This is a genomic window from Eudoraea chungangensis, from assembly GCF_029360665.1.
Classification (GTDB): Bacteria; Bacteroidota; Bacteroidia; order Flavobacteriales; family Flavobacteriaceae; genus Eudoraea; species Eudoraea chungangensis.
Genome location: NZ_JARDUB010000006.1, coordinates 627,888 through 647,590 on the forward strand (window position 1 = coordinate 627,888; position 19,703 = coordinate 647,590).

Consider the following 19,703-nt stretch of genomic DNA (forward strand, 5'->3'; position numbering starts at 1 on the left):
CATTTTACCTTTGAAATTAGTTGGAGTCGCCCTTGGTAATTCAAGGGCGAATCTATTAGATCATCTCTAAAAATTCTTGCTCTGAGATTAGAGGTATCCCTAATTTCTCTGCCTTAATTTTTTTACTTGGTCCCATATTTTCTCCTGCAACAACAAAAGAAGTTTTGGAAGAAATAGAAGAACTTAGTTTACCCCCGTTATCTTCTATAGCCTTTTTTAATTCATTTCTGCTGATATTCTGAAAAACCCCTGAAACGACAAAAGTCTTGCCCTTTAACTTATCTGTTTGCCCTTCTAGTTGATCCTGTGTCAAGGCTAATTGCACACCATATGCCTGAAGTCTTCTAATAATATCTTTATTCAATTCTTGTGAAAAAAAGTCAACCACGCTATTCGCAATGCGCTCACCAATTTCGTCTACCCGCATTAAATCTTCTAGATTTGTATTCATTAAGGCCTCTATATTCTTATAAGCCTTTGCTAGCTTCTTGGCTACTGTTTCTCCAACATAGCGTATTCCCAAACCAAATAAAACCCTTTCAAAAGGGATTTTTAAAGATTCTTGTACTCCTTTTAATAAATTATCAGCAGACTTATCTGCCATTCTCTCTAAAGGAATAAGCTGTTCCTTAGTCAGATTGTATAAATCTGCATAGTTGGCAATCAGGTTTTCTTTAAAAAGCAGTTCTACCGTCTCACTGCCCAATCCTTCTATATCTAAAGCCTTACGGGATATAAAATGCTGTATCCGGCCCGTAATTTGTGGGGGACAACCGCTGTCATTTGGGCAAAAATGTTGCGCCTCTCCTTCTTTTCTAACCAGTAAAGTATTGCACTCCGGGCAATGGCTAATGTATTCTGTTACTAAAGAGTTCGGGTCTCTTTTGGAAAAATCCACCCCTACTATTTTTGGAATTATCTCCCCGCCTTTCTCTACAAAAACTGTGTCCCCTTCGCGAACGTCTAATTTGGCAATTTGGTCTGCGTTGTGAAGAGATGCTCTTTTTACTAAGGTTCCTGCTAGGAGAACTGGGCGTAGGTTGGCTACTGGAGTAATGGCCCCTGTACGACCCACCTGATAGGTAATTTTTTCGAGAATCGTAGCCGCTTGTTCGGTCTTAAACTTATAAGCCAAAGCCCATCTTGGAGACTTGGCAGTATAACCAAGTTCTTCTTGTTGCTGTAAATTATTTACTTTAATAACAACACCATCTGTTTCATAGGGTAATTTACTACGTTCTACATCCCAACGCTCTATAAAGGACAGGACTTCATCGGTATTTTTGCAATGAGCTGCAATACTAGGTACTTTAAAACCCCATTCTCTTGCCTTATCAAGCATTTCTATTTGAGATGAAATCCCCAAATCATTTCCAACTACACTGTACAACAAACATTCCAATGGCCTTTCTGCCACAAGAGCACTATCCTGTAATTTAAGACTACCCGATGCCGTATTTCGAGGATTCATATATGGTTCTTCTCCTTGACTAATTCTAATGGCATTCATTTTCTCAAATCCTTCAAAGGGCAATACAATCTCCCCTCTAATATCAAATTTAGCGGGATAGTCTCCTTTTAATTGTAAGGGTACAGACCTTATGGTCCTAACGTTCGCCGTAACATCATCCCCCTGAAAACCATCTCCCCGTGTCACTGCCTTTACAAACCGACCATTCTCGTACGACAAACTAATAGACGCCCCATCATATTTTAATTCACAAGTATAAGTAACTGCCGTATTCCCCAAATTTTTGTGAACTCTTTGTTCCCATTCTAATAACTCGTCTTTAGAATAAGAATTATCCAAAGAATACATACGCATGGTATGTTTCACTGTTTCGAAATTTTTGGTAATAGCACCACCTACGCGGACCGAAGGTGAGTTTGGATCTGCGTATTCCGGAAACTTTGCTTCTAGAGCCTGGAGCTCTTTTAATTTAAAATCAAATTCAAAATCTGAAATAACCGGAGCATCCAATATGTAATAGTTATAATTATGTTCCCTTAGCTCATCTCGCAGAGCATTTAGTTTTTCTAGTTCATTCATTAAATTTCTTCTTTAAAAAACGCCTCAAAGAATTCTCTTAAGATATAATTTTTAGTTGTTGGTTAGTTTATATAACCCCTTTTACCATTCTGTCCTTCCCAAAGATATCCTTTCTTATTTCAATAGTTTTAAACCCATTCTCTTCCATTAATTCAGCTATGCTTCTCCCCTCTTTTTCATTAATTTCTAAATACAAAGCCCCATTTAAAAGAAGGGATTCTTGTGCGTACTTCACAATAGGTCGATAAAACTTTAATGGATCTTTGTCGGGGACGAACAGTGCCAAATGTGGTTCGTGTTCTAATACATTTTGATGCATGAATGCTTTTTCAGACATTTTTACATATGGAGGGTTTGAAACTATTATGTGATAATCTCTTGCAATACTAAAAGGCAATTTAAAAATATCTTCTTTTTTAAATATTACAGATACCTTATTCTTCTCTGCATTCTTTGAGGCAAGGTCAATTGCCTTATCAGAAATATCTATTGCAAATACCTCAGAATTGCCCAGTTTACTTGACAGTGCCACAGCGATAGCTCCACTGCCAGTACCCAGATCCAAAACTTTTAATTCTTCCGTGTTATTTTTATAATCCTCTAAAATCCAATCTACTAATTCTTCCGTCTCTGGTCTGGGAATTAATACAGAGGAATTTATGAAGATAGGCAGGCCACTAAACTCCGTTTCTCCCGTAATATACTGTATTGGCTGTCCTTTTTTTAGGGCAGCAAGTCCTTCAAATAGCGGCTGTTGTTGTTCTTTGCTTACCGTATAATCAGGCTGAAGTACCATTACAAATTTTTCCAAACCCAAATAATGCGAAATCAACCAGAAAAAAAAACTATCAATTTCTTCTTTGGGGTATTTAAGTGTTAGTTCTTCATGAAAAATGGCCTTTATCTCTCTCAATAACATAAGAATCCTCTATCTCTCAGAAATCCCAAATTAATATCTTTAGGAATACCTATTTTTGCGTGGTGAAGATACATGAAAAATATATTCGACGCTGTATCGAAATTAGTAAAAAAGCATTGGGAACAGCTGCGCCTAATCCTATGGTAGGGGCTGTGATTACGTACAAGGATAGCATAATTGGAGAAGGCTATACCAGTGCCTATGGGGGAGCCCACGCCGAAGTTAATGCCATAAAATCCGTTAAAGATAAATCCCTTCTTCCCAATTCTTCTATATATGTAAGTCTTGAACCTTGCTCCCATTTTGGTAAGACTCCGCCTTGTGTCGACCTCATTATCAAACACCAAATAAAGAAAGTATTTATAGGTATCATGGACCCGAATAATAAGGTTAGTGGTAGGGGTATTAAAAAGCTTAAAGAAGCGGGTTGTGAAGTTACCTTTGGGATATTGGAAAAGGAATGTAGATTTCATCTGAGGCGTTTTCTAAGTCATCATGAGAAAAAAAGACCCTATATAATTTTGAAGTGGGCCCAGACCAAAGATTCATTCCTGGCGCCTTCAAAAGAGATGCGTGAAGGCGATCCTTCTCCTTATTGGATAAGTAATACTCTCTCGAGACAACGGGTACACAAATGGCGAACTGAGGAACAGGCGATTTTAGCGGGCACAAATACTGTTCTTCAGGACAACCCTGGTTTAAATGTCAGAGATTGGTATGGAAATTCACCTTCTAGAATAATTATAGATAAAGAACTGAAAATCCCTTGCAGCTGCAAGATTTTTGACACAAGTATCGCTTCTACAATTATTTTGACAGAAAATTCCAATAAGCAGTCCTATTTCCCAGAAGTAGACTATGAACTAATTGATTTTAAAAATAATGTGCCCTATGAGATCTGTAAGGTGTTATTTAAAAAAGCCATTAATAGCGTCTTAGTTGAGGGTGGTAGCTTTACTCTCAATAGTTTTTTAAATGCTAATCTTTGGGATGAAGCCAGAGTATTTACCGGACCGGGGATATTCCAAAATGGAATCAAAGCTCCTTACATACCAATAAAAAAATTGATGGAAAAAGAAAGAATAGGCAAGGATTACTTAGAAACCTATTTTAATGATTAAAACTATAATTTTTGATTTTGGAGATGTATTTATCAATTTAGATAAAGAAGCGACGGCGAGAGAAATGACGAAATTTGGTTTCGAAGGTCTAAGTCCAGCTTTATTTCAATATATAAAGAGTTATGAGGTCGGAGCAATTAGTACCTCAGGGTTTATTCGCAAGATGCTTGCTTTTTTTCCTTCAGCGACTCCTGATGCCTTAGAAAAGGCATGGAAGGCAATAATTCAAGAATTTCCGGAATACCGTCTGACCTATTTGGAGGAGCTTGTCCGGGAAGGTAAATATAAACTCATACTCTTGAGCAATACTAACGAATTACACATAGAGGAGGTTAGAAGTAAAATGGGTGAAATACGTTATAAAAGATTCCAGTCTTGTTTTGATGCCTTTTATCTTTCACATGAAATTGGATTACGAAAACCGGATTCTGCTATTTATGAATTTGTGTTAAAAAACAACAAGCTTCTTGCGGAAGAATGCCTTTTTGTTGACGATCTAAAAGACAATACCCTGGGGGCTGAAAGACTGGGTATAAGAACATGGAATTTGTTAGTTGGTAAAGAAGATATTATAGAGTTGGATAGATATTTACGCCATGTTTGATCTTTTATTAAGCGTCTTTTTTTCGAGTCTTATTTTCGTTGTTTTCAAATTGTTTGCTACGTATAAAGTACAAACGGTATATGCAATTGTGGTTAACTATATTACGGCATCATCGGTAGGTTTACTATTTGCCCATCTTCCCACCAACTTAGAAACATTACCGCAGAAGAGTTGGTTTTTTAGCACTGTCTTGTTAGGTTTTTTCTTCTTCGTTGTATTTAACCTTATGGCCAGAACCTCTCAAATCCTTGGAGTTTCAGTAGCTTCAGTTGCAACAAAAATGTCTTTTGTATTACCGGTTATTTTTGGGGTATTTGTTTATTCAGAATCCTTAAACACATTTAAGATAATAGGAATCCTCATGGCATTGGTGGCGGTTTACCTTGCATCTTATAAAGGAAAAAGTCAAGTTTTTCAACCTAAATTACTCTTGCTGCCTTTTTTAGTGTTTTTAGGCTCTGGAATAATTGATACCAGCCTTAAATTCCTTCAAGAAAAGCATTTATCGATAGAAGAATATCCCTTGTTTTCCTCGATCGCCTTTGCTTCGGCCGCCTGTGGAGGTTTTATCTATTTAGCTTTCAAAACAACCCAAAATGGATGGAAATACAGCCTAAGAAATGTTATTGGAGGAATTGTACTTGGAGTTCCTAATTATTTTTCTATATACTTCTTACTCCGCGCTCTTCAAGGCAGTACTTTAAACAGTGCTTCAATTTTTACTATTAATAATGTTGCCATCGTTCTCTTTTCTACTCTTTTGGGTATAATTCTTTTCAGAGAAAAACTAATTCTTAAAAATTGGCTTGGAATTCTGTTAGCAGTTATTAGTATTTTGATGGTTAGCTTATTCTAATGGACGAAAATAAATTATATAAAGTCATAAAGAAACCCACGGGCCCTATACAGTATAAGGACCGAAAAAGTAAGTTTTTGGGTTATGGTTTTGGAGTGGTTTCTGAAGATGAGATAAGGGGTATCCTGGAAAGTCTAAAAAAGAAGCACCCCACTGCAAATCACTTTTGTTATGCATGGCAATTAGGCCAGCATCCAATTTCATACCGAGCCAATGACGATGGAGAGCCCTCCAATTCTGCCGGCCCTCCAATTTATAGACAAATGGAAGCCGCTAATTTAACCAATAGTCTAGTTGTTGTTATTCGTTTTTTCGGGGGCACCAAATTGGGTGTCGGCGGCTTAATAAATGCCTATAGAACTACAGCTAAATGGACTATTCAGGAATGTTTACTTGGAGATTTAATTATAGAGACTACCTATAGACTAAATTTTAAATACCCCTTAATGAATGCCGTAATGCGACTCATTAAAAAAAATAATCTTAGTATATACAGACAAGACCTAAAAGAAGATTGTACACTTTTTTTTAAAGTGAATAAAAACAAATCCACAGAAACAGAATCTGCTTTTAAAAACTTATTTGGAGTAGAGATAAACAAAATCTAATGCACCTCATTGCACCAGCTTATTGTGCCTTATTTATCGCCTCTATTGGATAAACCCAAGTCTACTCAATAGTGAATCGGGACATTTTACTGGTCTTTTAGTGGCCATATCGATAAAAGCTAAAACTGTATTTCCTTCTACCAGGAGTTCTTGCTCTTCGTTAAAGATTTGATAGTCAAATTCTATGCGTACCAGAGGTTCTTTTTTTAAGGAAGTAACAACGGTTAAAAGGTCGTCGTAAACAGCAGATTTTTTAAACTTCATCTCTAGGGAAATTACTGGTAGCATAATACCATTTTCTTCCATTTTTTTGTAGGAAATTCCCAACGACCTCATCCATTCAACCCTTCCCATCTCCATATATTGCGGATAGTTTCCGTGATATACAACTCCCATTTGGTCTGTTTCACCATAACGAACTCTAAAAGAAAATCGATGAAAATGCATAATTTATCCTTTAAAAACTATATATTTAATACGAGACGTTAAACACAACCAAATCATGCAAAAAAAAAACAGAAAATTCAATACTAAATCATTTTTTTTTTAGGATAATTGTTCACATATTTGTCTCACTTTAAAGAGTGCCAAATTAGGCATTTTCTTTTATCATAAACAATTTACACTAACCAATCTAATAAGACAAATTCTGCAATGAGTGTTACTGCTAATTCCGTTTGGAACAATTGCTTGGCTTTTATCCAAGATAACATCCAACCGCAGGCATTCAAAACATGGTTTGAACCTATCAAACCAATAAAACTATCAGAAAATGCTCTTAGTATTCAAGTTCCAAGCAAGTTTTTTTACGAATGGCTAGAAGAACATTACGTAAAGCTTCTTAAAGTTGCGTTGACCAAAGAATTGGGAGAAAAAGCCAAATTGGTTTACATAATTAAAATGGAGAATACCTACGGCAACAAGGAACCATTTACAGAAAAAATACCTAGTTCAAATAGAGGGATTGTGTCCTCCCAGGAAATGGACGTGCCGATTAAGTCTAAGAATCCTGAACTACGAAATCCATTTGTTATTCCGGGCATACGAAATATCAAAATTGAATCTCAATTAAATCCCAATTATAATTTTGATAACTTTTTAGAAGGCGATTCTAATAGGCTAGCGAGATCTGCAGGTTTGGCTGTGGCGAACAAACCGGGAGGAACGTCATTTAATCCTCTTTTAGTTTTTGGAGGTGTTGGTTTAGGAAAAACCCACTTAGCACATGCTATAGGGGTTGAGATTAAAGACAAATACCCAGAAAGGACAGTACTCTATATTTCAGCAGAGAAATTCACACAGCAATACATAGAGTCCGTTAAAAAAAATACCCGAAATGATTTTATTCATTTCTACCAGCTCATTGATGTTCTAATTATAGACGATGTACAATTCCTCTCGGGAAAATCGGGTACCCAGGACGTTTTCTTTCATATATTTAATCATTTACATCAAAATGGAAAGCAGGTAATTTTAACTTCGGATAAAGCGCCAGTAGACATGCAAGACATAGAACAGCGTTTACTTTCGAGATTTAAATGGGGACTGTCTGCGGAACTACAAAATCCTGATTATGAAACACGCATCTCTATCCTCAGAAATAAGTTATACAGGGACGGGGTTGAAATGCCCGATGATATTGTAGACTACGTTGCCAAACATATTAAAACAAATATCAGAGAGTTAGAGGGAGCAATTATATCTTTGATTGCACAGTCTTCCTTTAACAAAAAGGAAGTTACCTTAGAACTGGCCCAACAAGTCGTTGAAAAATTTGTAAAGAATACCAAAAGAGAAGTATCAATAGACTACATTCAAAAAGTAGTTTCGGACTATTTTGAAATGGATGTGGCAACTTTACAATCCAAAACCAGAAAAAGACATATTGTTCAGGCAAGACAACTTGCTATGTTTTTTGCCAAGAAGTTTACAAAGGCTTCGTTGGCGAGTATTGGATCGCAAATAGGAAAAAGAGATCATGCAACCGTGCTTCACGCTTGTAAAACAGTTGACAATCTGGCCGAAACAGACAAGCAGTTTAGAAAATACATTGAGGATCTAACCAAAAAATTTTCCTAAAATATACTGGGCATGAAAATCCTGATGGTCTGCCTAGGAAATATTTGTAGATCCCCTTTGGCAGAGGGTATTCTTAAATCGAAATTATCGAAGAATCGTTTTTATATTGATTCTGCTGGCACTGGTGGGTATCACATAGGTAATAGACCAGATATTCGATCTATTGAAATAGCCAAAAAAAACGGAATCGACATTTCAAGTCAAAAATGTCGACAGGTAAAGACTAAAGACTTTGCAGCTTTCGACTTAATATATGCCATGGATTATAGTAATTATAATCATCTGATAGAAATGGCCCCCAGTATAAAGGATCAGGCTAAAGTAAGGCTGTTGCTGGAAGAAACGGAAGGACCAATCATGGAAGTTCCGGACCCCTATTATGGGGGTAAAGACGGTTTTGCAAATGTCTTCCAACTTATTGATGAAGCCTGTCAACAAATTAAAATTAAATTTGAATAAGCATCTCTAAATCAATGTCTAAGGATTCTATTACTAAAGGTAAGCTATATATGATTCCCACTACTTTGGGAGATAATGAACCTTTGGAAGTCCTTCCTATTTCTATAAAGCGTATTATCGAGGAAACGAACCACTTTATAGTTGAAAATGAGAAATCTGCAAGGAGGTTTATCAAGAAAATTAGTCCTAGAAAATCCCAGCCATCCCTTCAGATATACTTGTTAAATAAATTTACGGATCTGGCAGATATCCCAACTTTTCTAGATCCTTGTTTAGAAGGGAAAAACGTAGGAGTGATCTCCGAAGCAGGCTGTCCTGGTATTGCGGATCCTGGTGCCGACGTTGTTTCTTTAGCACACGAAAAAAATATTAGAGTAGTCCCACTAGTTGGACCTTCATCTATCACACTGGCTCTTATGGCGAGTGGGCTAAACGGCCAAAATTTTGCATTTAATGGCTACCTACCCATAGATTCGGCAGAAAGAAAGAAAAGTATAAAATACTTAGAGAGACAGTCCAAGGATAAAAACCAGAGCCAAATTTTTATTGAAACTCCATATAGAAATAATGCCCTCTTGACAGAGTTTATCAGGACCTTATCTAAGGAGACCAAGCTTTGTATTGCAGCGGACTTAACTTTGGCGAGTGAATATATAGCCACCAAAAAGATAAAAGATTGGAAAACCCAAACTATAGATCTTCACAAAAGGCCTGCAATCTTTATAGTTCAGAGCTAAAAAAGACCTTGCGGAGCAAGGCCTTTTTGTAAGACGGTATTTTTAAGTCCCAAACTTTATACTTTAGGATTCCTCAAGGGCATTACAGAGGAAACATCATAACCTGAAAATTTTCGCATATAATCCGACATAGAAGTTCCATAAGCGTCCTTAAGGTCTACTTTACCATTAGTACGCAAAAACTTTTTCACATTACCTGGTCCTGCTAGGTGAGCTGCGGCCAATATGCCAGATTCCGTAATTTCCATACCAGCAATTTTTTTTCCAACAAACCAATGAATATCTCTTCTTAGTATCCATTTATTTCTTGCGATATTGGTAATAAACACTTTTTCCTGTAATCTAGGGTCATTTAAAAACTTGGATGCATTATACACCCCCATTAGCTGCAAGGTGCCTATACCAAACTGATACTTACCTAAATATCCGAATGTATTTATTATAAAATAATTTCCTCGGGATTCTTTGAATGCCAAGGCCTCTTTAAAACCAACGTAGCTACTTCCTAAAAAAGGAGGAGTTACATTAATTTTGGGTTGTTCAATACTGTCTTTGGGGTACAGTACTGGTGTAGGTTTAAGTACAATTAGCCTTTGTGGGACCTTTACTTCAACTCGTGAAGTGGTTCCAAATCCAGCCAAAAGTAACATCATGGTAAGCGGACAAATAGTTCTTATCCACTTTTTCATAGAGCTGTTTTCTTAAGACTTACTGCCATAAATGACATGCTTAAATTACAAGCCAAAGATACAACCGTAATATTTTTGACTTCCTAACAAATAGCTAATAAGAAGCGGATTTTTGTTAAAAGGATTATAAATTAGGACAAAATGACTATCTCATGATTTTTTGCTCATTTATCCATCGGATATACTGCTCTTTATTTCGGTTATGTTGCGTAAGACTTTTCGCAAACATGTGATAGCCGAAGTCTTTCACATTAACAACCATATAGTAATATTCGTGATTTTCAGGCCTTAATACAGCGTCTATGGAAGAGATGTCGGGCATCGTAATCGGCCCGGGTGGTAAGCCAGAATACTTATATGTATTGTACGGAGATTTAAGCTCTAAATCCTTATAAAGCACCCGTTTAATGATCGTATCATAGTTTCCAGATTCTTTTTTTATCGCATATATTACCGTAGGATCAGCCTGTAGGAGCATATTACTTTTAAGCCTGTTAAGATACAATCCTGCCACCCTAGGTCTTTCGTCTACTTTCGCCGTTTCTTTTTGCACAATAGCCGCAAGGGCAATAACTTCTTTAGGACTTAAACCCACCTCTTTGGCGTTATCCAATCGTTCTTTATTCCAAAAAGTTTTATACTCCTTTAACATTCTATCCCTGAAATTGTTAGCAGAGGTATTCCAAAAGAATTCATAACTATTTGGAATATACATGGAAAGTGCTGTTTCCAAATTAAAACCATTGGTTTCCAGAAAGGATTTTTCTGTTATAGACTTCAATATGGATAGACTATCCGCTTCAATCTGTGAAGCAATCCTGCCGGCTAATTTCTCCACTGTTTCCTGGTTGTTAAAAGAAACATTTACCGGGATATTGTTGCTTCTCAGAGTATTCACGATATCATTATTAGACATCCCATTTTTTAACACGTATTTACCACCACGTACCCTCTGGTCATACTTTTTTTGTCTTGCAACTAAGGCGAAGTTGTCTATATCTACCAATAATGGTCTTAGAATCGGTATTAATTCAGCAAAGGAGGTATTCGTTGGTATAAATACTACTTCTTCTTTGTTTTCAAAAGAAGTATTTGGAGTTAGTAAGGCATCGTAAATTAAATAGGCGAAAACTCCCGCGATGACCAATCCGACGAGCACAATAGCTAAAAGAATTCTTTTTATGTACATTAGCTTCTTATTCTTTGAAAGAAAAACTCATTCTTAAATTTTCCTTGATATAATATCCAGTCTTTTTTTATGCCAGCCAATTCAAAGTTTAGCTTTTTAAATAATTGAATACTAGCCTTATTCTCTTCTCCAACATTCGCATATACCTGACGAACCTCCAACACATTAAAAGCATATTCGCACAACAAATCAATTGCTTCTGCACCATATCCTTTATTTCGATCTTCCAAATGGGCAATTACAATTCCCAAACCTACTCTTCTATTTTTAGGGTCAAAATCAAACAAATCTATTAAACCAATTAACTTAGAATGATTATCACAAATTGCAAGGCGCAATTGTTTTACTTCATAAATATCGCGATGCGCATTTTTCAAATAATTTTGTAAAACTTGTTTTGAATATGGCGCAAGAGTTCCACTAATTTCCCATATATCCGAATTATTCTCTAACCGATATAAAAATTCTAAATCACTGCTTTCCAGTGCTCTTAAGCGAATACGTTTTCCTTGCAGCATCATATCTCCACAGTTCCCTTAAACACAAGTGTTGCCGGACCGGTGAGGCGGATATTCTCAAAGCGATCCTTTATAGAAATAAAATCTACCTTTAAATCTCCACCCTCCGTATTTATGTGAACGCTTGGGTCATTAACCATTCCATTTGCAAACATAGCAAGTGCGACGGCCGTTACTCCCGTTCCACAAGAAAGAGTTTCATCTTCCACCCCTCGTTCATAAGTTCTTACATAGAACTTATTTGCAGTTTTTTGTTCTACAAAATTCACATTGCTCCCCGAAGCGCCATACAGGCCATATCTAATCTTAGCCCCTTCTTTCTTAACATCTAGACTATCTAAATCGGAAATTAACTGTACATGATGAGGAGAACCCGTATCTAAAAAAAAGTAGTGAGGTTTTCTAATTATAGTATCTACATCCTGCATCTTTAGACTTACTATTTCATTTGACAAAGTTGCTTGATGCAGTCCGTCAACCGCCTTAAAAGTAGTTTCTCCTTCAATTACTCCTAGGAATTCTGCGAAAGCTACAATACATCTTCCACCATTACCGCACATACTGCCTTCTTTCCCATCCGAATTAAAATAAACCATCCCAAAATCGGAGGTATCATCATTTTCTAATAGAATAAGTCCGTCCGCACCAATTCCCAAATGGCGATCACATAGGTTTTGCACCAATTTATGGTTTGTCTTAGGAAAAAATCCGGCTCTATTATCGATTATCACAAAATCATTCCCGGTACCTTGATATTTATAGAATGTAACTGTCATCTTGCTTTAAGAGAACAAATATAGTCTTTTATTTAAGGTAATTTTAGGAGTTAAAAACTAGTTAAATGGTTCTTTTACATTTTAGAAAGTAATATTTTTACTAGGTATTAATCAATTAACATTCAAAAAATTGAACAAATGAAAAAACTTGCAAGTTTATTTATTGTAGCCCTATTGGCAGGTGGTATCACCCTAGGAGCCTACAAGCTTTTTTTTGAAGATGGGCACTATGAAGTAGTAAGGGATAGCTCGGAAATGCCCGTTTTTACAACGAGTAATAGGACGGTGTCCTATGATAGCCCGGCTTACAATGAAATCAATTTTACCACAGCTGCGGAAAATACGGTTAATGCCGTTGTACACGTAAAAAATTTAACTACTAATTCAAACTCTGGTGGAATTTTTGAATTCTTCTATGGTTCACAAGGAAGTCAGAGGCCACAGGTTGGCACAGGTTCTGGTGTGATTATATCTGCCGATGGCTATATTGTTACCAACAATCATGTCATTTCCAAAGCAAACGAATTAAGGGTTACTCTCAACAATAATAAAACCTATGAAGCTGAGATTATTGGAACCGACCCAAATACGGATATTGCTTTAATAAAAATTGAACCTGAAAACAAATTACCTTACCTAGCATTTGGGGACTCAGATAATACTAAAATTGGAGAATGGGTTCTGGCCGTAGGAAATCCATTTAACCTCACATCTACGGTAACAGCGGGGATAGTTAGTGCCAAGGCTCGGGATTTAGGTAGAAATCAATCCTTCATTCAAACAGATGCAGCCGTAAATCCGGGCAATAGTGGTGGTGCACTTGTAAATACAAATGGTGACCTCATTGGAATAAATACTGCAATAACTTCTCAGACGGGATCTTACGTTGGATATTCCTTTGCTGTACCTAGTAATATAGCAAAGAAAGTTGTGGAAGACATCATGGAATATGGGAATGTCCAAAAGGGAATATTAGGGATACAGTCACCAAGGTTAAGTACGCCTTATGCGGTTCAAAATGGTATTAATGAAATTGATGGAGTATATATAGACGATGTGGAAGAAGATTCGGGAGCCTATGAAGCGGACTTACGTCCTGGTGACATTATTAAGATGGTGGATGAGATTAAGGTTAGAAAATTTGCAGATCTAACTGGATATGTATCCACAAAAAGACCAGGAGATGAATTAAATGTAACTATAGAACGAGGAGAAGAAGAACTAATAGTACCGGTTACTTTAAAAGAAAGACAAACCATAGTTGTTCCTATTATGGGCCTAACGGTAAAAAATCTCTCTGAAAATGACAAAGAAATCTTTAAAACAGACGTAGGCGTAAAAATAACCGGAGTACCCGAGACGTACAGAGGTTATGGGCTTGATGGAAAGGTAATTATTAAAGTAGATGACGAAAACGTAGATGACATCTATGAGGCGAAAGCACTTTTTGGAGGAATCTCGAGGTATGGTAAAACAGTGATTACTCTGGTAGACACCAATGGAGAACGTGAACGTATCGTTTTCCAATAGGGCTTAAGGCTTAAGAAAAAGCGTTCTTTTAGAACGCTTTTTTTATACTTAATAGCTATGTAAAGAAACAAGAAATCGATAATTTTGTGACACCCAACAAACAGAATAATGAACTATAATAAATCCTATGAAAAGGAACTTGCCTTCCAGGCAGATAGGAGAAAAGCTACCACAGAGTTTATAAAAATAATCAGTGATTTGTGGTACGATAAGTCAATTGAAATTGTCCTTTTCAAAAACCAGGTAATTGACAAAAACGTAAGTGATATTATCAACCTTCACGCTTATGCTGGTCAATTCGTCTTAAAACCTATATCTATCTTTGATTCGGTTGAACTTTTAGCGGCAATTAATGACATTAAATTACCACCTTCTAAAATTGATATTGGAAAGCTTACTTATGAGTATCATTCAGAACAAAATAGCTTTCATGACATCAAAGCGTTTATACTCGATAAGCTGAAAGATGCAAAGGATACCCAAGAAATAACTCCGAAAGACGTAGTTCTGTATGGCTTTGGTAGAATTGGAAGACTACTTGCAAGAGAACTGATGGCCAAAACTGGGGCAGGGAATCAATTGCGGTTAAGAGCAATAGTAACCAGAGGAAAGGTAACTGCTGAAGTTTTAGAAAAAAGAGCTACCCTCTTAAAGACTGATTCTGTGCATGGGCAATTTACCGGTACAGTGGAAACAGATTTAGAGAACAAGTCGCTTATCATAAATGGCACCACAGTTCATTTAATTACAACCAACAATCCAGAGGAGGTAGACTACACCGAATTCGGAATAAAAAACGCCTTACTTATTGATAATTCCGGTGCTTTTCGGGATAAAAAATCTTTAGAAAAACATCTAAGAGCTAAAGGAGTAAGCAAGGTCTTGTTAACTGCTCCGGGAAAAGAAGTTCCCAATATTGTACACGGTGTAAATCAATATAACTTTGATCCGGATTCGCACAACATATTTTCCGCTGCCTCGTGTACCACTAATGCTATTGCTCCTATCTTAAAAGTTGTGGAAGATTCTTTAGGAATAAAAAAAGGGCATTTGGAAACTATACATGCCTATACCAACGATCAAAATTTGGTAGACAATATGCATGGAAAATACAGGAGAGGAAGGGCCGCTGCTTTAAATATGGTAATAACTGAAACTGGCGCAGGCTCTGCTGTGACTAAGGCCATCCCTACCCTTGAAGGTAAATTAACTTCAAATGCTATTAGAGTCCCAGTACCAAATGGGTCTTTGGCTGTGTTAAATCTAGATGTACGTTCCAAGACGTCTAAGGAAGGAATCAATACGATTATAAAGAAATACGCTCTAGAAGGAGATCTAGTAGAGCAAATACAATATTCCCTTAGCAATGAACTGGTATCATCAGATATTGTCGGGACCTCCTCCCCTTCCATTTATGATAGCAATGCAACCATTGTTTCTGAAGACGGGAAAACTATGATTTTATACGTTTGGTATGACAATGAATACGGTTATTCGCATCAAGTTATACGGCTTGCAAAATATATTGCCAAGGTAAGACGTTTTACCTATTATTAGAGTGATAACATCTTTGATATGAGCGAAGTAGAAAGTATTTTCTGGAATTAAGGAAAAGTCTTTCTTTTTTAATTAATATTAATGAAGTACTTTCGTTCTTTCTCTAAATCAATTAATTAATTTTTACATTTTATTCCATGAAAGGTTTTAGCAAATTTTGTTTAGTAATTGCCTTGCTTACAAGCTACCTACATTTCGCGCAAGACAGTAAACCAGCAGAAGAGTTGTCATTAGATAAGGGAACTATTGAGAGCCAATTTCAATATCTCTATAAAAAATCGGGTAATTATAATGCAGAAGGAAAGCGTTACGAGGTTGTCCGGACTATCAATTTAGACAAATTAAAGAAGAATGTGTTAGATTCTGTTGTAGCAGCCAGAACAAATGCTGCCGCCCTTAAAAATACAATAAGCACTCATGAGACAACTATTGAGTCTTTGAATAGCAAACTGAAAGAAACAACCGATAACCTTACTACGGTAACTAATGAAAAAGATAGCATGTCGCTAGTAGGGGCCCAGGTCTCGAAAGGAACTTATAATGTTATCTTATGGACCATAATAATTGGGCTTTTACTTTTACTCTTACTTTTTATCTATAAGTACCGAAGAAGCAATATTCTAACCCAAGATGCCAAAAGTAATCTTTCAGAATTAGAGGTAGAATATGAAGACCACAGAAGAAGAGCTTTAGAGAGAGAACAAAAGATTAGTAGGCAGCTGCAAGACGAAATAAACAAATACAAAAAATCAAAATAAAAAAGGCTCCATTAAATGGAGCTTTTTTTTTCTAAAGGCAATGATTAAAATTACAAAAGCTTCAGAGAAAGATATTGCCACATTGAGCTCCCTAGTAGATCAGTATCGGCAGTTTTACAAACAAAAATCTGATATTAAAGCAGCTTATGAATTTCTGGTAGAAAGATTTAATAATTCTGAATCGATTGTATTTTTGGCTTTTTACAAGGAAGTACCCGCTGGTTTTTGCCAACTTTACACCTCCTTTTCAACAGTTAGTCTTAGCCCACTTTTAATTCTAAACGACTTATTCGTAGCACCAGAATTTAGAAATAAGGAGCTCGGAGAAAAACTTCTCAAAACGGCGCAAATGCATTGTACTGAACTCGGATACAAAGGTCTTGCACTTGAAACAGCTATTGATAATCCCGCTCAAAATCTTTACGAGCGACTTGGCTGGAAAAAAGATGTTGGGTATTTTCATTATTTTTGGGAGCGTCCAGTCTAAAATTTTGTGACCAATAAGTTTGCTATGCGAATTGATATAATAACAGTGTTACCAGAATTATTAAAAAGTCCTTTTGAAGCTTCAATCTTAAAAAGAGCTATTGAAAAAAATCTCGTAGAGGTATATTTTCACAATCTCCGAGACTATACTGACATGAGCTACAAACAGGTGGATGATTATCAGTTTGGTGGCGGTGCGGGGATGGTCCTTATGATTGAACCAATTGATAAGTGTATTACCTCCTTGAAAGCTCAAAGGAACTATGACGAAATTATCTATATGACGCCCGACGGGCAAACTCTGGATCAAAAAATGTCTAATAGACTTTCCCTTAAAAAAAATATCATTATTCTGTGTGGTCACTATAAAGGAGTAGACCAACGAGTCAGAGACAACTATATTACAAAAGAAGTATCCATAGGAGACTACGTATTATCTGGCGGCGAATTGGGAGCAGCAGTTCTTTGCGACAGTATTATAAGATTACTTCCAGGAGTTTTAAATAATGAGACTTCTGCTCTTACCGATACTTTTCAGGATGGATTATTGGCTCCACCGGTCTATACCAGACCAAGAGAATACAAAGGAGATATAGTTCCTGAAATTCTCCTTAGCGGCAATTTTCCAGCAATTGAAGAATGGCGAGAAAACAAGGCTTATGAACGAACTAAAGCCCTTAGGCCAGATCTCTTAGAAGATTAACTTAAATCTTTGATAAAAATTTTATCGCATATTCCTTGTAAGTAAATAATTTAAGAGTATTTTTGCAGGCGATTAAAATCAACCTCTGACGAGGTACGTGAATGTTGGTTTTCCTATAATTAAAATATAAAAACATGGAATCTTTAATTTCCTTTGTAGAAAACGAATTTATTTCCAAAAAAGAATTTCCTAAGTTTACTTCAGGTGATACCATTACTGTATACTATGAAATAAAGGAAGGTGAAAAAACAAGAACTCAGTTTTTTAAAGGAGTTGTGGTTCAAAGAAGAGGAACCGGTGCAACAGAAACCTTTACTATTCGTAAGATGTCAGGAACCATTGGGGTGGAAAGAATCTTCCCAATTAATATGCCTGCCTTACAAAAAATTGAATTAAACAAAAGAGGTAAAGTTAGAAGAGCAAGAATATTTTACTTTAGAGGGCTTACTGGGAAGAAAGCCAGAATTAAAGAAATTCGTTCTAGGTCTTAAGAATAAATAAAAAACCCGATAATTACTTATCGGGTTTTTTTTTGCGTTTTTACTAAACTTTCTATTTATTTTCAAAATCCTTAATTGTCTTGGTTATTATTGCGACACAATCCAATAATTGATCTTCATTCATCACTAAGGGCGGAGCAAACCTGATAATATTTCCATGGGTAGGCTTAGCCAACAGGCCATTCTCCTTCAATGCCATACAGATATCCCAAGCTGTAGAACTATCTTCTGTATCATTAATTACTATTGCATTTAATAAGCCCTTCCCACGGACTAATTTTACAAGCGGACTTACTTCAATTAATTTAGACATTTCACTTCTAAAGAGTTTCCCCAAATAATCTGCATTTTCTGCAAGATTCTCGTCCCTTACCACTTCCAAGGCTGCAATCGCCACTGCACAAGCAATAGGATTTCCTCCAAAAGTACTACCATGATTCCCAGGACGGATAACCTTCATGATATTGTTGTTTGCCAAAACTGCAGAAACCGGAAAAACTCCTCCAGAGAGTGCTTTACCCAAAATCAGAATATCTGGTTTTACTTCAGGATCACCGCTACACAATTTATCTTCACAATCACAACTGCCACAACTCGCTAGGAGTCTGCCTGTACGAGCAACTCCTGTCTGAACCTCATCAGCAATAAATAAGACATTATTTTGTCTACACAGTTCATATGCTTTTCTTATATAGTCTTCATCTGGCACATAAACCCCGGCTTCACCCTGGATAGGTTCCACCATAAATGCCGCAATATTCGAATCTTCTAAAACCTCCGCCAAGGCTCTCAGATCATTATATCGTATGGATATGATTCCAGGCGTAAACGGACCAAAATTTTCTGTTGCAACGGGGTCATTAGACGCAGAAATTATAGAAATAGTGCGACCGTGGAAATTGTTCTGACAGACAACAATTTTTGCCTGGTTAGAATGAATGCCTTTTACTTCATAACCCCACTTTCTAGCCAATTTCATAGCAGTTTCCACTGCTTCTGCACCAGTATTCATGGGTAGTACCCGATCAAAATCAAAATACTCACATATAAACTTTTCATACTTACCCAACATATCATTATAAAAAGCTCGTGAAGTAAGTGTAAGCTTTTCTGCCTGCTCTTTCAAGGCATTAATAATATAGGGGTGACAATGTCCTTGATTAACTGCGGAATAAGCGGATAAAAAATCATAATACTTCTTCCCTTCTACATCCCAGACGAATACTCCTTCTCCTCTACTTAAAACTACCGGAAGCGGATGATAATTCTGCGCTCCATACTTTTCTTCTAAAGCAATTGCATCTTTAGAAGAGATTTGTTCCATTACTGACATAACTCTTACTTATTAAAATAAACAATAGCAATTCCTACTTGCTGGAGAGAAATCATCCTAATTCTGTCTACAAAACTACAAAAAGCTGGCATATTCCCATAGAGTTTTAAGAATTCGTATTTGTCTGATTTTAAGTTGCAAAAGATGCCATTTACAGTCCTTTTGCAAAACCGCTAAAAAAGCCCCATGCAGACTTTATTAATAGTAAAATTTCCTCCAAATTTGTTATGA

21 protein-coding genes are annotated in these 19,703 nt (G+C 36.5%); 13 read left to right on the plus strand and 8 right to left on the minus strand.

Annotated elements, in window-relative coordinates:
* Window positions 1-55 precede the first annotated feature (55 nt).
* Both ligA and prmC read right to left on the minus strand, forming a co-directional pair.
* Window positions 56-2,050 (minus strand): NAD-dependent DNA ligase LigA, encoded by a 1,995-nt coding sequence (ligA, locus tag PXG98_RS15685; RefSeq protein WP_276392703.1) that lies wholly within the window; start codon window positions 2,048-2,050, stop codon window positions 56-58.
* A gap of 67 nt (window positions 2,051-2,117) precedes the next feature.
* Window positions 2,118-2,969, minus strand: coding sequence for a peptide chain release factor N(5)-glutamine methyltransferase (gene prmC, locus PXG98_RS15690; protein WP_276392705.1), 852 nt, complete (start codon window positions 2,967-2,969; stop codon window positions 2,118-2,120).
* A gap of 59 nt (window positions 2,970-3,028) precedes the next feature.
* Between prmC and ribD the strand changes: the two genes are divergently transcribed.
* Genes ribD through PXG98_RS15710 form a run of 4 tightly spaced genes read left to right on the plus strand, consistent with a single transcriptional unit; the run spans window position 3,029 to window position 6,158 of the window.
* Window positions 3,029-4,090, plus strand: coding sequence for a bifunctional diaminohydroxyphosphoribosylaminopyrimidine deaminase/5-amino-6-(5-phosphoribosylamino)uracil reductase RibD (gene ribD, locus PXG98_RS15695; RefSeq protein WP_338150252.1), 1,062 nt, complete (start codon window positions 3,029-3,031; stop codon window positions 4,088-4,090).
* On the plus strand, window positions 4,083-4,694 hold the full coding sequence (locus PXG98_RS15700) for an HAD family hydrolase (RefSeq protein WP_276392706.1): 612 nt from the start codon (window positions 4,083-4,085) through the stop codon (window positions 4,692-4,694). The genes ribD and PXG98_RS15700 overlap by 8 nt, the downstream gene beginning before the upstream one ends.
* Window positions 4,687-5,550 (plus strand): EamA family transporter, encoded by an 864-nt coding sequence (locus PXG98_RS15705; RefSeq protein WP_276392708.1) that lies wholly within the window; start codon window positions 4,687-4,689, stop codon window positions 5,548-5,550. Before PXG98_RS15700 ends, PXG98_RS15705 begins: the two co-directional genes overlap by 8 nt.
* Window positions 5,550-6,158 (plus strand): IMPACT family protein, encoded by a 609-nt coding sequence (locus tag PXG98_RS15710; protein WP_276392709.1) that lies wholly within the window; start codon window positions 5,550-5,552, stop codon window positions 6,156-6,158. Before PXG98_RS15705 ends, PXG98_RS15710 begins: the two co-directional genes overlap by 1 nt.
* 42 nt (window positions 6,159-6,200) lie before the next feature.
* Here PXG98_RS15710 and PXG98_RS15715 read toward each other — a convergent pair whose 3' ends face one another.
* Window positions 6,201-6,605: an acyl-CoA thioesterase gene (locus tag PXG98_RS15715; protein WP_276392710.1), complete on the minus strand. Its 405-nt coding sequence runs from the start codon at window positions 6,603-6,605 to the stop codon at window positions 6,201-6,203.
* A 207-nt stretch (window positions 6,606-6,812) separates the two neighbouring features.
* Between PXG98_RS15715 and dnaA the strand changes: the two genes are divergently transcribed.
* The 3 genes from dnaA to PXG98_RS15730 are packed head-to-tail and all read left to right on the plus strand — an operon-like array spanning window position 6,813 to window position 9,433.
* Window positions 6,813-8,237, plus strand: a complete 1,425-nt coding sequence (gene dnaA / locus PXG98_RS15720) for a chromosomal replication initiator protein DnaA (RefSeq protein ID WP_276392711.1) — start codon at window positions 6,813-6,815, stop codon at window positions 8,235-8,237.
* Window positions 8,238-8,249: 12 nt separating this feature from the next.
* Window positions 8,250-8,696, plus strand: a complete 447-nt coding sequence (locus PXG98_RS15725) for a low molecular weight protein-tyrosine-phosphatase (protein ID WP_276392713.1) — start codon at window positions 8,250-8,252, stop codon at window positions 8,694-8,696.
* Between the two features lie 14 nt (window positions 8,697-8,710).
* Window positions 8,711-9,433, plus strand: a complete 723-nt coding sequence (locus tag PXG98_RS15730; protein WP_276392714.1) for an SAM-dependent methyltransferase — start codon at window positions 8,711-8,713, stop codon at window positions 9,431-9,433.
* A gap of 56 nt (window positions 9,434-9,489) precedes the next feature.
* Here PXG98_RS15730 and PXG98_RS15735 read toward each other — a convergent pair whose 3' ends face one another.
* The 4 genes from PXG98_RS15735 to dapF form a co-directional block, all read right to left on the minus strand.
* Window positions 9,490-10,122: a hypothetical protein gene (locus PXG98_RS15735; RefSeq protein ID WP_276392715.1), complete on the minus strand. Its 633-nt coding sequence runs from the start codon at window positions 10,120-10,122 to the stop codon at window positions 9,490-9,492.
* Between the two features lie 145 nt (window positions 10,123-10,267).
* Window positions 10,268-11,311, minus strand: coding sequence for an endolytic transglycosylase MltG (mltG, locus tag PXG98_RS15740; protein WP_276392717.1), 1,044 nt, complete (start codon window positions 11,309-11,311; stop codon window positions 10,268-10,270).
* A complete protein-coding gene (locus PXG98_RS15745; RefSeq protein ID WP_276392719.1) occupies window positions 11,311-11,832 on the minus strand; it encodes a GNAT family N-acetyltransferase in 522 nt (173 codons plus the stop codon). The genes mltG and PXG98_RS15745 overlap by 1 nt, the downstream gene beginning before the upstream one ends.
* Window positions 11,829-12,605 carry a diaminopimelate epimerase gene (dapF, locus tag PXG98_RS15750; protein ID WP_276392722.1) on the minus strand — a complete coding sequence of 259 codons (777 nt, stop codon included), beginning with the start codon at window positions 12,603-12,605 and terminating at the stop codon, window positions 11,829-11,831. The genes PXG98_RS15745 and dapF overlap by 4 nt, the downstream gene beginning before the upstream one ends.
* A 138-nt stretch (window positions 12,606-12,743) precedes the next feature.
* Here dapF and PXG98_RS15755 point away from each other — a divergent pair, with 138 nt between their 5' ends.
* The 6 genes from PXG98_RS15755 (at window position 12,744) to rplS (ending at window position 18,130) form a co-directional block, all read left to right on the plus strand.
* Window positions 12,744-14,135, plus strand: a complete 1,392-nt coding sequence (locus PXG98_RS15755; protein WP_276392724.1) for a S1C family serine protease — start codon at window positions 12,744-12,746, stop codon at window positions 14,133-14,135.
* Between the two features lie 108 nt (window positions 14,136-14,243).
* Window positions 14,244-15,692: a glyceraldehyde-3-phosphate dehydrogenase gene (locus PXG98_RS15760; protein WP_276392726.1), complete on the plus strand. Its 1,449-nt coding sequence runs from the start codon at window positions 14,244-14,246 to the stop codon at window positions 15,690-15,692.
* Window positions 15,693-15,829: 137 nt separating this feature from the next.
* Window positions 15,830-16,450, plus strand: coding sequence for a tRNA (guanine-N1)-methyltransferase (locus PXG98_RS15765; protein WP_276392727.1), 621 nt, complete (start codon window positions 15,830-15,832; stop codon window positions 16,448-16,450).
* 40 nt (window positions 16,451-16,490) lie between these two features.
* A complete protein-coding gene (locus PXG98_RS15770) occupies window positions 16,491-16,937 on the plus strand; it encodes a GNAT family N-acetyltransferase (RefSeq protein ID WP_276392728.1) in 447 nt (148 codons plus the stop codon).
* A 24-nt stretch (window positions 16,938-16,961) separates the two neighbouring features.
* Window positions 16,962-17,639, plus strand: a complete 678-nt coding sequence (trmD, locus tag PXG98_RS15775) for a tRNA (guanosine(37)-N1)-methyltransferase TrmD (protein WP_276392729.1) — start codon at window positions 16,962-16,964, stop codon at window positions 17,637-17,639.
* Between the two features lie 134 nt (window positions 17,640-17,773).
* On the plus strand, window positions 17,774-18,130 hold the full coding sequence (rplS, locus tag PXG98_RS15780) for a 50S ribosomal protein L19 (protein WP_276392731.1): 357 nt from the start codon (window positions 17,774-17,776) through the stop codon (window positions 18,128-18,130).
* 61 nt (window positions 18,131-18,191) lie between these two features.
* Here rplS and rocD read toward each other — a convergent pair whose 3' ends face one another.
* Window positions 18,192-19,472, minus strand: coding sequence for an ornithine--oxo-acid transaminase (gene rocD / locus PXG98_RS15785; RefSeq protein ID WP_276392733.1), 1,281 nt, complete (start codon window positions 19,470-19,472; stop codon window positions 18,192-18,194).
* Between the last annotated feature and the right edge of the window lie 231 nt (window positions 19,473-19,703).